Here is a 14,220-nt window from a genome sequence, read left to right as displayed (position 1 = left end):
TTAGGTTAAAGTTATCTCCGGCGGCATGCAAAACCACACGCCTTACCAAATACAATAATACGATTTTTTTGCCGAAAGGCCCGACGATTTGTCCCGAAAAATCATTTTACGGAGTATTATTATCATTTTACGGAGCATACGGAGCGCTCCGTACATACACTTTTTTCGCCTTTTTCCGTTTCGTCCGGTAGAACAACCGGGATACTGTTTTATCTTTGCAGCGGCAGTCATAACCGATTCGAGGTACGAGGGAAGCCTTTTTCCCCGGCTTCAGGTATTTTCCGGAATCCTCCGGTTGCGTACCTTTGCCCGGAAAAAATTTCCCGGTCTGACGATAAATGGAAAAAGAAATCATAAATAAACGCCTGTCGGAACTGAAGACGTCGGAAGAAGGGGTCATCACCAAAGTGTTCGGACACGGCTCTTTTCGCAACCGGATCACAGAAATGGGATTCGTTCGCGGCAAAACGGTGCGGGTCATCAAAAACGCCCCGCTGTCGGATCCCATCGAATACGAAATCATGGGTTACCGCATCGCCCTGCGCAAAAGCGAGGCGGAACTGATCGAAGTTTCGCTGCCGAGCGGCGGAACGGCGGGGTCGGGACTTCCGTCCGGCGGAACGTTCCGGGACGAATCGGTCAACCGTTTTCAGCACGTAACGGGCCGAACCATCAACGTCGCGCTGGTCGGCAATCCGAATTCGGGCAAGACATCGCTGTTCAACGTCGCGTCCGGCTCCCACGAACGGGTCGGCAATTACAGCGGCGTGACGGTCGACGCCAAACAGGCCGTTTTCCGGCAGGACGGCTACACGTTCAACCTGTTCGACCTGCCTGGCACCTATTCGATCACCGAATACACGCCCGAAGAACTTTACGTGCGCCGGCACATTCTCGACGCCATGCCCGACGTGGTTATCAACGTGCTGGACGCCTCGAACCTCGAACGCAACCTGTTCCTGACCACGCAACTGATCGACATGGACTTGAAGGTCGTGATCGCGCTGAACATGTACGACGAGCTCGAAAAGTCGGGTCTGAAACTGGACTACCGTAATCTGGGCCGGATGATCGGAATCCCGATCGTGCCGACCGTCGCCTCCCGCGGCGAAGGAATCCGGGAACTGTTCAAAACCGTGATCGACGTGTTCGAAGACAACGAACCGATCGTGCGGCATATCCACATCAATTACGGGAAAGACATCGAACACAGCATCCGGCTGCTGCAAGACGAGATCTGGAAAAATACCGACCTGGTTGCCCGCTATTCGTCGCGCTATCTGGCGATCAAACTGCTTTGTAACGATAAAAACGGATACGAAGTGGTCGAACCGGCCGCCAACTTCGCCGAGATAAGCGCCGTGGCGGAACATGAACGGCAGAAACTCGAACGCCAGTACAAAGACTGCGTCGAAACGATCATTACGGACGCCAAATTCGGGTTCATCGCCGGAGCGCTCGAAGAGACCTGCCAGGGCATCAACCTGCGTAAAAACCGGCCCGACGACCGCGTCGACCGGATCATGACCCACAAGGTCTGGGGACTCCCGATTTTCCTGCTGATCATGTGGATCATGTTCCAAACGACCTTTTCGCTCGGCGGCGTCCCGGCCGGATGGCTGGAAACCGGCGTCGAATGGTTAGGGGACTTCATCGGCGGAATCATGCGGGAAGGCCCTTTGCGCGAGCTGATCGTCAACGGGATCATCAGCGGAGTGGGGGGCGTGATCGTCTTCCTGCCGAACATCCTGATCCTGTTCTTTTTCATCTCGCTGATGGAAGACACCGGCTATATGGCGCGGGCGGCTTTCATCATGGACAAGCTGATGCACAAGATCGGATTGCACGGCAAATCGTTCATTCCGCTGCTGATGGGTTTCGGCTGCAACGTTCCGGCCATCATGGCCACGCGCACGCTCGAAAGCAGAAAAGACCGGCTGATGACCATGCTGATCATCCCGTTCATGTCGTGCAGCGCCCGGCTGCCGGTCTACGTCCTGCTGATCTCGGCCTTTTTCCCGTCGAACCAGGGACTGGTGCTGTTCTCGATCTACCTGATCGGCATCCTGATCGCCATCGGGTCGTCCATCCTGTTCAAAAAACTGCTGTTCGCAAAGGCGGAGGCTCCGTTCGTTATGGAACTTCCGCCGTACCGGATACCGACGACCCGCAACGTAGTCCGCCACATGTGGAGCAAAGGATCGCAGTACCTACGGAAAATGGGAACGGTCATCCTGACTGCGTCAATCATCATCTGGGCCCTCGGATACTATCCGCGCAACGTGGAATATTCGGTCGATTACGACCGAGTGGCGGCCGAAATAGCCTCTTCCGGCCTGTCGCCCGAAGACGAGCAAGCAAAACTGCAGGAACTGAACGACATCCGCCATGCCGAACACCAAAAGCAGTCCTATATCGGAAAAATCGGTCGTTTCATCGAGCCGGCGATCCGGCCGCTCGGCTTCGACTGGCAGATCGGAATCAGCCTGTTCAGCGGACTGGCGGCCAAGGAGATCGTCGTCAGTACGATGGCCGTGTTGAGCAACAGCGGGGACGACGACGCTTCGCTGGCCGAGAACCTGCAAAAACAGGTATACACGCAAGGCGACAAGGCGGGACAACCGGTCTACTCGCCGCTGGTAGCCTACACGCTGATGTTATTCATCCTGCTTTACGTCCCCTGCATCGCGGCCATCGTAGCCATACGCCGCGAAGCCGGTCGCAAATGGGCCGTGCTTTCGGTCGTCTATTCGACGGGCTTAGCATGGTTATTGTCTTTTGTCGTTTACCAGATAGGAAGCTGGCTATAAAAAACGGTAAATATGCAGGGAATCATTACGGCAATCATCATCGCGGCGGCATTCGTTTACACGCTGTTTTCCATCTACCGGTGGAACAAGCGAAAAGGGTGCGGATGCTCCGATAAAAAGAGCGGAGAGTGCGACCTGTGCGACGGCTGTTCCGAATGCAATAAACGCGACCGGAAAGAGGGAAGGCGGTAGTTCTTATACCGGCACGTCCGGTTATCCGACCTGTTCCAGTGCCCGGGCCAACTGATCGGGGCAGGAAGTGCCTTTTCCCCTGCAATCGATCCCTTTCAAACGGGCGATCGCTTCGTCCACAGGCATCCCTTTTACCAGCGAGCAGATCCCCTGCGTATTGCCGTGACAACCGCCGACGAAGACCACTTCGCATATTTTACCGTCTTCGACCGCCGCGTGGATCATTTTGGAACATACCCCGCCTACCGGAGTATAATCAATCGTTTTTGCGCTCATTGCATGAAAGTTTGAATTCGACTTGCAAAGGTAGCAAATTCCGGCCGTTTTATCCATCACAACAGTAACGAGCGACGCGACAGCAACTGCATGAAACATTCCCGGTAAGAGTCGGACACCGGAATATATACCTTCCCGAACACGATCCGGTTCCGTTCGATCGTTTTGATCTTGTCCACATGGACGATAAACGAACGGTGCACCCGGACGAAACGGTCGGCAGGCAGGGTTTCCTCGATAGCCTTCATGCTCATCAGCGTCATCACGGAAGCCCCGTCTTCGGTATGTATCTTTACGTAATCTTTCACGCCTTCGATATACAGGATCTGATCGAGGCGCAGCTGCACCATCTTGTATTCGGTCTTGACGAAAAGAGTTTGCGCGGATCGGCCCTGGGCAACTGGCCCCTCCTGTTTGCCGTCCTGAAGCCCGAACCAACGCTGCGCTTTGTCGGCGGCCCGCAGGAACTCGGCATAACTGATCGGTTTGAGCAGGTAATCCAGCGCATCGACCCGGAATCCTTCCAGCGCGTACTGTTCAAACGCCGTCGTAAAAACCACCCGCGTTTGCGTTCCGATCATCCGCGAAAGCTCCAGCCCGTTGAGCTGCGGCATCTGGATATCCAAAAAAATCAGGTCGATCTTTTCGCGCTGCAAAACGGTCAGCGCTTCGACCGCACTGGAACACGCTCCCGCAAAATGCAGGAACGGCGTCTGCTTTACATAACCCGCCAGCAGGTCCCGCGCCAGCGGTTCATCGTCCACGACAAGCGATTCGATAGCCATCGTCAAAGGTTTATAATCAGTTGCGACATATAACGATTTCCCAGCCGTTCCGTCCGCAAAATGTGCCGGTTCGGATAAATCAGGTTCAGCCTTTTACGCAGATTGTCGAGCCCGATCCCGGAACCGCTGCGGTCGTGGTCGTCTTTCGGGAAATAGCTATTCTCGATCGTGCAGACCAGCGTATCGGCTTCGGTAATCCGGAAAGCAATGCTGACGAACGATTTTTCGGACGGGCTTACCCCATGCTTGAACGCATTCTCGATCAGCGTGATGAACAGCAGCGGAGCTACCATATACCCCCTGCCGTCATCGGGAATGTCGATATTCAATTTCACCTGATCGGACGACAACCGCAAGCTCATCAACTCGATGTAATTTTTCATAAATGCGAACTCCTTGTCGAGCGAGATCAAGTTCTGATTGTTGTCGTACAACACGTAACGCAGCAAATGACTCAGGCTGTGGACGGCATACTGCGCCTGCGGGGGATTCAACTGGATCAGCGCATAGATATTATTCAGCGTATTGAACAGGAAATGCGGATTCAACTGACTCTTCAGGTTTTTCAGTTCGGCCTGCGTCCGTTCCTTTTCGATCTCCTGCTTTTCGGCCTCGGTACGGTACCAGTTACCGGTCATTTTGATCGCCACGCTCAGAGCGACCGTCAGCGCCAGCAGCATAAAATTCCACATCAGGAAAAAATAGGCCGGAGGGCCGTGGTGTCCGTCACCCTTCCGGGGCAGATCGGTCATAACGTACAGTCGGAAAATCTCGTGCCAGAAATGCTGGAACAGGTCTACCGCGACGATCAGCAGCAAGTTCATCAGAATAAAACGTCCCAGATGCTTGCGGAACAACTGCCGGTCGATCAACACGCAGTAATTGATGTAAAACACGATGATGAACGTCACCGGAACGACACAGAAATCGAGATATCGACTCAACGAAAAGGTCGCGTCATTCCTTCCGTACGCAAAAAAGAACGGCGACGTGAACATCAATCCCCAGGCGATCGAATGGATTGCAATCTGGAAAAACCGGTTCTTTTTACTCTGAGGCATGTTCATTTTGTTTCCGTAAATTTAAGCGTTTTTATTCAATCCGCCAATCCGGCCCGGCTATTCGTAGCGGATCGCTTCGATCGGGTCGAGGTTCGAGGCCTTCTGGGCCGGATACCACCCGAAAAAGATTCCGGTCACGGTGCAGACGGCGAACGACAAAATCACCGAATAGGGCTGCACGAATACCGGCCAGCCGGCCGCATGCTTAATCACTGCCGACGCCCCGATCCCGAGAACGACTCCGATAATACCGCCCATCACGCTGATAATCACGGCTTCAATCAGAAATTGCCACAGGATATGCCGTCCTTTGGCTCCGATCGACATCCGCAACCCGATCTCCCGGGTACGCTCGGTTACCGACACGTACATGATGTTCATGATCCCGATCCCGCCGACCAACAGCGATATGCCCGCGATACAGGCCAGCAGGATGGTCATCAGGTCGGTCGTCGAACTCAACATCGAACTCAGTTCTTCCTGCGAACGGATGTTGAAATCGTCGTCGTCCCCCGCCTTGATCTTATGGTTCTGCCGCAGGATGGCCGTCAGTTCGTCGATCGCCTCGCCGGACATCTCTTCGCTGATAGCCGATGCGAAAATTCCCTGCAGATAAGTGATCGCCAGAATACGTTTCTGCACGGTAGTATACGGAGCCAGTATGAGGTCGTCCTGATCCTGTCCCATCGAATTATAGCCTTTCGGCGTCAGCACGCCGATGATTTTGAACGGAATCTTCCCGAAACGGATCGTCTTGCCGAGCGGATCCTCACCGTTCGTAAACAGGTTCTCGACCACGGTTTTCCCGACCACGCACACTTTGGCGGCCCGCCGGATATCCTGATCGGTGAACATTTCGCCTTCGCCGACCGAATATTTTCGAATCTCCATATAGTCCTGGTTGATGCCGTAGACCGAAGTAGGGGCGTTGTTGGCCCCGTTGACGACCTGTCCGCTGCTGTTCACCACCGGCGAGCAGGCGCTGATATAGGAAGCCTCGTGAATAATGGTCTGGTAATCCTCCATTTTTAGCGTCTGCATACTACTGGCGCTCTGACGTACGCCGCCGAAACGGCCGGCTCCCGGATGTACCATGATCATGTTCGATCCCATTTCGGAAATCTGCTCCCGAATACTGCGTTTCGACCCCTGACCGATGGCCAGCATCGCGATCACCGACGCGACGCCGATGATGATCCCGAGCATCGTCAAAAAGCCCCTGAACTTATTGTTCGAAAGCGCTTTCAGCGCAATTTTTATCAGATTCTTGTAATTCATAATCCCCGTTTTATTGGCCGCTGTCCTGCGGCAGCGAATCGAGTACTTCTTTGGCGGAACGGACTTGCGTATTCTGCACGTCCTCGACGATCCGCCCGTCGCGCAGCACGATGTTGCGGCTGCAGAACTCGGCGATCTCCGGATTGTGCGTTACGAAAACGATCGTACGCCCTTCCCTGTGCAGCTTTTGAAAAAGCGTCAGGATCTCGAACGACGTCCGCGTATCGAGGTTACCCGTCGCCTCGTCGGCCAGAATCATCACCGGATCGTTCACCAGGGCCCGCGCGATGGCCACCCGCTGCTGCTGGCCGCCGGACATCTGGTTCGACCGGTGATGAATTCGGTCGGCAAGTCCCACTTCATGCAAAGCATTGATAGAACGTTCTTTGCGATCGCGCGCCGAAACCGACGGATTGTAGAACAACGGCAGTTCGACGTTTTCGAGCGCCGTCGTCTTCGGCAACAGGTTGTAGGACTGGAATACGAAGCCGATCTTACGGTTACGCAACGTAGCGCGGTCGTTACGACTCATCTCGCGCACCGAAATCCCGTCCAGGTAGTATTCGCCCGCGGTCGCCGTATCCAGACACCCGAGCAGGTTCAACAGCGTCGACTTGCCGGAGCCGCTGGTTCCCATGATCGTAACGAATTCCCCTTCCCGGATGCTGAACGACACCCCGCGCAACGCATGCACCGTTTCACCGCCCACGACGAAATCCCTGCGGAGGTTCTCAACCCGTATAATATACTTTTCCATGATCAAATCCTTATAAGTAGGAAAATCTATTTTTTCGCATTCTTACGCGCCCCCGGAGGAGACGGCATAAACGGATTCGCTTCGCCCTGTCCGTCCGAAATCGACGCCACTCCGATATCCACGCCGGTAACTACTTTGTCGCCCTCTTTGATATCGCCCGTTATTTCAGCAAAAATCCCGTCGTTGTCGCCGGTCGTGACATTTACCGGCTGCAATCCCTGCGGCGACTGCGTCCATAAAACCCGCGCACGCGGATTGGCCGAATCTGCGACCGGTTCCGGGGCATTCTCCGGCAGGAAACGCAACGCTTTCAAAGGCACCAACAACACACTATCCTTCTGCATCGTATAGATCGTCAGGTTGGCCGTCAGTCCCGGCTTTAGCTTCAGATCCGGATTCGGAGCGTCGACAACCACTTCATAGGTAACCACATTCGACTCGGTGGTCGGCTGCAGACGCACCTGCGTTACCGATCCTTTGAAAACATCCTCCGGGAAGGCATCGACGGTGAACGTCGCCTGCTGCCCCTCGACCACGCCTCCGATGTCGGCCTCGTCCACGTCGGCGATCACGCGCATCTGGCGCAAATCGTTGGCGATCGTAAACAGGGTAGGGGTGTTGAAACTGGCGGCAACGGTCTGCCCTTCTTCGACCGCACGGTCGATCACCACGCCGTCGATCGGCGAATAGATCGTCGCATACTCCAGATTCTGCCGCGCCTTGGTAATATCCGACTGCGATTTTTCATAACTGCTTTTCGCTTTATTGTATTGGTATTCGGCCGTCTCGTAATCGGTATCGCTGACCATCTTCTTTTCGTGCAGCCCTTTGATACGCAGAAAGTTTTTCTCCTGATATTCGTATTCCGTCTTATTGGACTGCAAAGTCGCGGAACTGGACGCCAAATCCGCCTCCAACGTCGTTTTGTCCAATTCGGCGATCACCTCGCCTTTTTTCACCACCGAGTTGTAATCCACATAAATATGATTGATGATGCCCGATACCTGCGTACCTACCTCCACCTGGACGATCGGTTCGATGGTACCCGTCGCGGTAACGGTATTCACGATCGACCCCCGGTGTATTTCCGCCGTTTTGTATTTCATCTGCGGCTTTTCGCTTTTGCGCAGGATCAGGAATGCAGCGACAGCCAGTACGGCGATTACGACGATGGCGATTCCTATTTTCTTCAATGTTTTCATGAATTATGTTTTTTTGATTGTTTACAGCGTAATCGGTTCGTTCTGGTAGAAGTTCAGCAGTTTGATCGACAGCACGGCCTGATACTTGGCCTGGATCTGTTCCTGCTGCGCCGACAGGTAGTTGTTCTTCTCGGTCAGCAGTTCGACCGTATTTTTCATCCCTTCGTTGAATTGAGCCAGCACCAAACCGTAACTGGTTTCGGCCGATTTTACTTTGTCGTTGGCAGCCAGGTAGCGGCTCTGCGCCGAAACGGCATCCTGGTACAGCGACTCGACGTCTTTCAGCAGATCCTTTTCCATGCTCTGGTAATCGAGTTCGGCCTGACGGGTTTGCAAACGCGACCGTGCGATCGACGACTTCGCCTTACGATTGTTGAAAATGGGAACGCTGAGCGTAATGCCCACATTCTCATTCAACTTGTTATTCAACTGATTGTAGAAAGAGTAGTTCGTTCCCGAAATATTCCCGGTACCGATCGATGCGCTGGCCGTCAGGCTCGGCAGTCCGTCTCCGGCAGCGATCTTCTCGCCCAACTGGGCCGACTCCACGTTCAAACGGCTGTTTTCGACCTGAGGCATCACCTCCAACGCCCGCTGGTACACCCGGTCCAGCGCCGGCACTTCGGCCAACACGTCCTCGCTGCTCAGGTCGGGAAACTGCACGTCGAAAGATTCGTCCAATCCCAGTTCGAGCAACTGTTTAAGAGTCAGAATATTCTGATCCAGCGATGTTTGGCTAACCGTCAGTTGATATTTGTCGCTGCTGTACTGCGACTCCATCTGGGCATAATCGCTCGGAGCGATCGAGCCGGCTTCCAGCAACGCCTTCGAACGCTCCAACTGCGCGGCGGACGACTCGACGGTCTGTCGGCTGATCTTCACGTTTTCATTGGCGTACAGGATGTTCAGATAGGCCTGCGTCACGGCGATCTCAATGTCGTTCCGAGCCATATCGACCTGGAACTGCCGGCTTTTGTTGATCACCTCTTGTTGCCGCAGCGAATTGGTCAGCTTGCTCCCGTTGTAGATGGTGATGCCGGTCTTCAACGCATAATTTCCGGAATAGGTTCCGTTAGCTTCGAAATTCCCGTCCGTCTTTTCGCTTTTCTGATTGACGTAATTCTGCGACGTCGAGAAATCCAGCGAAGGCACCCGTTTAGCCTTGGCTTCCGCCAGGTCTTCCTGTGAACTCTGCTGGGTCACTTGAGTCGAATGTACCTGGATATTGTTTTCCCGCGCATAGTCGATGCATTTGCGGAGCGACCATCCTCCCGGCGACTGGGCCCACGCCGCCTGTCCCGCGAACAGCAGGAGACAAAGGGCCGGAATCGGTTTAAATCTGTTTATCATATTCGGTTTGCATTATGAGATTTCTCAATGCAAACATAATTTTATCCGATCCGTACGGCAAATGAAATATAAGTATCCCGCATTTCCATCGACCAACGCCCCTTTTTCATCGACAGGTTCCGCGTCGGCACCCGATGCAGTTCATCCAGATGACGTCTCTTTCCGAAACGAAGGCGACCGCCCCATTTGGAGCGGCCGCCCGGTAGCACGACGGCCCGTCCGATTACGGCTGCGTCTGTATTTTGGCCGACTTTACGATCTCAGACATTTTACTGCCAAATTCGGCGGCCCACTGCGGCACCACGCCCATCACCTCCTTTAAAATCAACGGTTGCGTCGAAGCCATTTTCTTCCCCAGCGGGCTTTCGTAAAACGCGATCAGTCCGTCCAGATCCTCCTCGGTGTAATACTTGGCGTAGATCGGGGTCATCATTTCGAGCATTTTCGGAAAGTATTCCGCCATCAGATCCTCGATCTGCCGCGAAACGGAATCCGGCATTGCGGGCACCTGCTGCTTCATCATGCCGATCATCTGTTTCGGCAGTTCTTTCATAACCGCATCGGAACCCGAAAGTTCCAGCATTCTCGTCATTTTCGCCGTATACTCCGGCGTTTGCGCCCGAACTTCCAACGCGAGCAGCGCAAGGGCTCCGCACAGTAAAACCAACTTTTTCATTTTTTCGATTTAAAATCCATACTCGATCATTTCCTTCTTTACGCCGCAGGTCGTGCGGTACGTCCGAATAAATAAAGATAGCAATACGTTAAATGTAACGATAAATCGAATATCCGCAAAATAATCTTCTCTTTTTTATAAAAAAACAACGGGGCGCAGTTTTTGAATGAAAACCGGCAATGTTCAACCATTAAAACAAGACATATGAATTACGGAATCAGCGTATTGTTCAGAGCCATACCGCTTGTAATGGCCCTGTTTTGCTTTTTTTACGGCGGCTACATCTACCTGTGGGGCGACGACTCTTCGCGGATGATCGCCGGCCCGGTCGTTTTCTTCCTCGGATCGATCTGCATCGCACTGTTTGCGACGGCCGCCACGATCATCCGCCAGATCATCCACACGTACAATCCGTTCGCCAAGTATTTTCTGCCGATTCTCGGATACTCCGTAGCCCTCGCCACGTTCATCTGCGGCATCGCGATTTTCAAAGACACCGAAGTCGCCGAATTTTTCGTAGCGGGGCACATCGTCTGCGGACTGGGGTTAATCACCGGATGCGTCGCGACGGCGGCCACCGTATCCACGCGTTTCTCGCTGATCCCCGAAAACAGCACTTCGCCGAGCCGCGAGATCAACGCCAAAGGATTTACCCAACAGCAGGAGCTGATTTTCGAATCGATCGCCGCATTCTTCGCGGCGCTGGCCTGGGCCTGGACGATCGTTCTGCTGGCCGGAGGCAGCACGCCTCATTTCGTAGCCGGAAGCGTGATGGGGGGTATCGCCTGTATCTGCACCTCGCTGATCGCATTGGTCGCCAGCATTGTCCGTCAGGAGAGGAACGTCTATGCGGACCGGGAAAAAAAGATCTGGCCGAGACTGGTGCTGATCATGGGCACGATCGCCACGATCTGGGGACTGATCGTGATCTTCGTCTATTACGGCCAAACCCGCGACTTCGTCGGATTCGTCCTGATCGGCCTGGGCCTGGTTTGTTACAGCATTTCCAGCAAGGTCATCTTGCTGGTTAAAATATGGAAAGCCGAATTTCCGCTGGCCGCGCGTATCCCGCTGATCCCGGTACTGACGGCCTTGATCTGTCTGTTCCTCGCTTCGTTTCTGTTCGAAGAAGCTGTTTACAAAGAGAAATTTTTCGTTCCCGCCCGGGTAATCGTCGGTCTCGGAGCGATCTGTTTCACGCTTTTCTCGATCGTCAGCATCCTCGAAAGCGGCGCGAAAAAATCCAAATAACCTTCAAAAAACAGCAAAAACCCATCTTCCTTCACGGAAGATGGGTTTTTATTTTCATACGCTCCGACCACATAGCCGGACACGTCCGGTTAGAAACGGTAACCGAGCGTAAGGGCGAACACGTTATTATGAACTTTTCCTCCTTCGCCGGCGGAGATGTTCGCCACACCGATGTTGTAACGGGCATCCAGAATCAGCTTATTGAAAAATTCATAGCTTACGCCCACGGGGAATGCGAAATCGAACGACTTATAGTTATTGGTCGTCGTGAAAGCCGTCTCTTCGCCGCTCTCTTTAACCTTATCTTTGCCGGACAACAGCACGCCCGGCTGGATACCGATGTTGAATGCCAGTTGGTCGAGCACGTAGAATTTGGCCAGGATCGGCAAATTCAGGTAGTTGGTCTTGGCGATGTACTTGTCTCCGCCGCTTTTCAGCATAGCGCCTTCGCGCGAGAAGAGCAGGTCGGCAGACATCCCGATCCAATCGTTGAACCGGTAGTCGACGAATACGCCGGCCGTGAGTCCGGTCTTCGAATCGAGTCCGGTATTATTCATTCCCGAAACGTTCAGACCGGCCTTGACACCCCAGCCGAATCCCTGTGCAAACGAAGAGGTTCCGATCGCCAGCATGGCGACAACTGCAACAACAATTTTTTTCATGATCGCATAATTTTTAATTAGTAATCAATTGATTTTATCAGGTGTAATACGATTCTTGACAAAACGCACCGCCGCCCAACCGTTGCGCCTGCGCACACCGTCGGCATCCAGCCCGCACGCCGCCGCCCGGCTTTCGATAGCCGAAATATCGGCTTCGAGGATACCGCTCACCAGCAGCATTCCTCCCGGCGTCAGCGTCGCCGCATAAACCGGCATATCCGCCAGCAGAATGTTGCGGTTAATATTGGCCAGCACGAAATCGTAACGTTTCCCGGCCAGCAAAGACGCGTCGCCCTGCAACGGGACGATCCGTCCTTCCATTCCGTTGGCCTTTATATTCTCGGTCCCGTTGCGATATGCCCACTCGTCGATATCGACGGCATCGACCCGTACGGCTCCCCGTTTCACGGCCAGAATGGAAAGCACCCCGGTGCCGCTTCCCATATCCAGTCCCGATTTTCCGGCAAAATCGACATCCATAATTTCGGCCGCCATCAGATAGGTGGTCGCATGATGACCCGTGCCGAACGACATTTTCGGCATAATCTCCACATCGTACTCGCAAGCGGGATTTTTCGAATGGAAAGGAGCGCGTATCCGGCAACGTCCTTCGACGTCGATCGGCTCGAAATTGGATTCCCAGACGGTATTCCAGTTCCGGTCGGGAACTTCCGCCGCCGTATACCGGCAGCGATTGCGTTCGAGCGACTCCTCGATCGCGGATCTCCACATCCGAAAATCCGCCTCGGGAATATAGGCCTTCAAACAATCCTCCTCTTCGGTGAAGCCGTCGAACGGATAGTCGCTCAATTCGGCGATCAACATCTCCCGTTGCGACTCGGTGGCGGCCTCGATTACAAATTCGGTATATTTCATGCGCTCTAACGATTCAACCGGTTTCTTCGGAATCTGCAAAACCGATACCAGCTTTCCCCGTACTTTGTTTCTTTCAAAAAACTTGATTATTTTACAAAAATAGTAATTTTGACTGAAAATAAGCACAGGTCATGCGAGATTGGGATAAAGAGTTGAAAGATTACACCTTTTATATCAAACTGGAAAAAAAACTTTCGGACAATACGGCCGAGGCCTACCTGCGGGATCTGCGGCAAATGGCCGGCTATATGGACAGCGAATTCGGTATCGGGCCGGAACAGGTGCGCGAGCAGCACATCGAATCGTTTTTGGCATACTTGTACGACAAAGGCGTGAAAAAGACGACGCAGGCACGGATTCTGAGCGGGGTGAAAAGTTTTTTCAACTACCTGCTGATCAACGACCGGATCGAAAACCTGCCCACCGAATTCATCGACCCGCCGAAAACGGGACGCAAGTTGCCCGATGTCCTTTCGGTCGCGGAGATCCAAGCCATTCTGGATACGATCGACCTGAGCAGCCGTTTCGGACACCGCAACAAGGCGATGATCGAAACGCTGTACAGTTGCGGCCTGCGGGTTTCCGAACTGATATCGCTGCGAATCAGCGACCTGTTTTTCGACGACGGATTCATCCGCGTGATCGGGAAAGGGGACAAACAACGGCTCGTGCCGGTCAGCCGACAGGCCGTCCGGCTGATCGGCTGTTACCTCGAACAGCGCGCCAGGCAGGAAACCGACCCGCGTTCGGCCGACACGCTGTTTCTGAACAACAAGGGTAGGGGGCTGACCCGCGTTATGATCTTCCACATCATCCGCGAAGCGGCGAAAGCCGCCGGGATCGCCAAGACGATCAGTCCGCACACATTCCGTCACTCATTCGCCACGCACCTGCTCGAAGGAGGGGCGAGCATCCGCCAGGTACAGGAGATGCTCGGGCACGAATCGATCCTGACGACCGAAATATACACCCATCTCGATCGCGAAAACCTACGCGACAACGTTGAGTCGCACCATCCGCTGTCGGATTTTTGACCCGGCGGGA

At 53.9% G+C, this 14,220-nt stretch carries 14 protein-coding genes; 4 read left to right on the top strand and 10 right to left on the bottom strand.

Annotation, left to right across the window (positions count from 1 at the left end; genetic code table 11):
• Positions 1-338: 338 nt before the first annotated feature.
• Together feoB and GFH31_RS00550 are read left to right on the top strand one after the other, a co-directional pair.
• Positions 339-2,810 carry a ferrous iron transport protein B gene (gene feoB / locus GFH31_RS00555; RefSeq protein WP_118457453.1) on the top strand — a complete coding sequence of 824 codons (2,472 nt, stop codon included), beginning with the start codon at positions 339-341 and terminating at the stop codon, positions 2,808-2,810.
• A gap of 12 nt (positions 2,811-2,822) precedes the next feature.
• The gene (locus GFH31_RS00550; protein ID WP_055204170.1) at positions 2,823-3,002 is read left to right on the top strand and encodes a hypothetical protein; all 180 of its coding nucleotides are present in this window, start codon (positions 2,823-2,825) and stop codon (positions 3,000-3,002) included.
• Positions 3,003-3,023: 21 nt separating this feature from the next.
• Here the strand turns inward: GFH31_RS00550 and GFH31_RS00545 are convergent, their stop codons facing one another.
• From GFH31_RS00545 to GFH31_RS00510, 8 genes are all read right to left on the bottom strand, one after another.
• Positions 3,024-3,278, bottom strand: coding sequence for a TIGR03905 family TSCPD domain-containing protein (locus tag GFH31_RS00545; RefSeq protein WP_055204168.1), 255 nt, complete (start codon positions 3,276-3,278; stop codon positions 3,024-3,026).
• Positions 3,279-3,334: 56 nt separating this feature from the next.
• Positions 3,335-4,063, bottom strand: a complete 729-nt coding sequence (locus tag GFH31_RS00540) for a LytR/AlgR family response regulator transcription factor (RefSeq protein WP_118457454.1) — start codon at positions 4,061-4,063, stop codon at positions 3,335-3,337.
• A 2-nt stretch (positions 4,064-4,065) separates the two neighbouring features.
• A complete protein-coding gene (locus GFH31_RS00535; RefSeq protein ID WP_118457499.1) occupies positions 4,066-5,124 on the bottom strand; it encodes a sensor histidine kinase in 1,059 nt (352 codons plus the stop codon).
• 57 nt (positions 5,125-5,181) lie between these two features.
• Positions 5,182-6,402 carry an ABC transporter permease gene (locus tag GFH31_RS00530; protein WP_055204161.1) on the bottom strand — a complete coding sequence of 407 codons (1,221 nt, stop codon included), beginning with the start codon at positions 6,400-6,402 and terminating at the stop codon, positions 5,182-5,184.
• Positions 6,403-6,412: 10 nt separating this feature from the next.
• Positions 6,413-7,159 carry an ABC transporter ATP-binding protein gene (locus tag GFH31_RS00525; protein ID WP_055204160.1) on the bottom strand — a complete coding sequence of 249 codons (747 nt, stop codon included), beginning with the start codon at positions 7,157-7,159 and terminating at the stop codon, positions 6,413-6,415.
• A gap of 26 nt (positions 7,160-7,185) precedes the next feature.
• The gene (locus GFH31_RS00520; protein WP_153498053.1) at positions 7,186-8,361 is read right to left on the bottom strand and encodes an efflux RND transporter periplasmic adaptor subunit; all 1,176 of its coding nucleotides are present in this window, start codon (positions 8,359-8,361) and stop codon (positions 7,186-7,188) included.
• Between the two features lie 21 nt (positions 8,362-8,382).
• Entirely contained in the window at positions 8,383-9,711 is a 1,329-nt protein-coding gene (locus tag GFH31_RS00515) for a TolC family protein (protein WP_101570641.1), read from the bottom strand.
• Between the two features lie 223 nt (positions 9,712-9,934).
• Complete coding sequence (locus GFH31_RS00510; protein WP_101570644.1) at positions 9,935-10,387, bottom strand: DUF2059 domain-containing protein; 453 nt, start codon at positions 10,385-10,387, stop codon at positions 9,935-9,937.
• 204 nt (positions 10,388-10,591) lie between these two features.
• Here GFH31_RS00510 and GFH31_RS00505 point away from each other — a divergent pair, with 204 nt between their 5' ends.
• On the top strand, positions 10,592-11,638 hold the full coding sequence (locus GFH31_RS00505) for a DUF2776 family protein (RefSeq protein ID WP_101570646.1): 1,047 nt from the start codon (positions 10,592-10,594) through the stop codon (positions 11,636-11,638).
• An 89-nt stretch (positions 11,639-11,727) separates the two neighbouring features.
• Here the strand turns inward: GFH31_RS00505 and GFH31_RS00500 are convergent, their stop codons facing one another.
• Both GFH31_RS00500 and prmA read right to left on the bottom strand, forming a co-directional pair.
• Positions 11,728-12,300 (bottom strand): porin family protein, encoded by a 573-nt coding sequence (locus GFH31_RS00500; RefSeq protein WP_101570648.1) that lies wholly within the window; start codon positions 12,298-12,300, stop codon positions 11,728-11,730.
• 24 nt (positions 12,301-12,324) lie between these two features.
• Positions 12,325-13,176, bottom strand: a complete 852-nt coding sequence (gene prmA / locus GFH31_RS00495) for a 50S ribosomal protein L11 methyltransferase (RefSeq protein WP_101571575.1) — start codon at positions 13,174-13,176, stop codon at positions 12,325-12,327.
• A 131-nt stretch (positions 13,177-13,307) separates the two neighbouring features.
• Here prmA and xerD point away from each other — a divergent pair, with 131 nt between their 5' ends.
• Positions 13,308-14,210, top strand: coding sequence for a site-specific tyrosine recombinase XerD (gene xerD, locus GFH31_RS00490; RefSeq protein ID WP_118457463.1), 903 nt, complete (start codon positions 13,308-13,310; stop codon positions 14,208-14,210).
• The last annotated feature ends 10 nt before the right edge of the window (positions 14,211-14,220 follow it).

It is taken from the genome of Alistipes sp. dk3624, assembly GCF_009557455.1.
Lineage (GTDB): Bacteria > Bacteroidota > Bacteroidia > Bacteroidales > Rikenellaceae > Alistipes_A > Alistipes_A hominis.
Note: the sequence above shows the minus strand (reverse complement) of the source record. Positions and strands in the feature narration are given on the sequence as shown.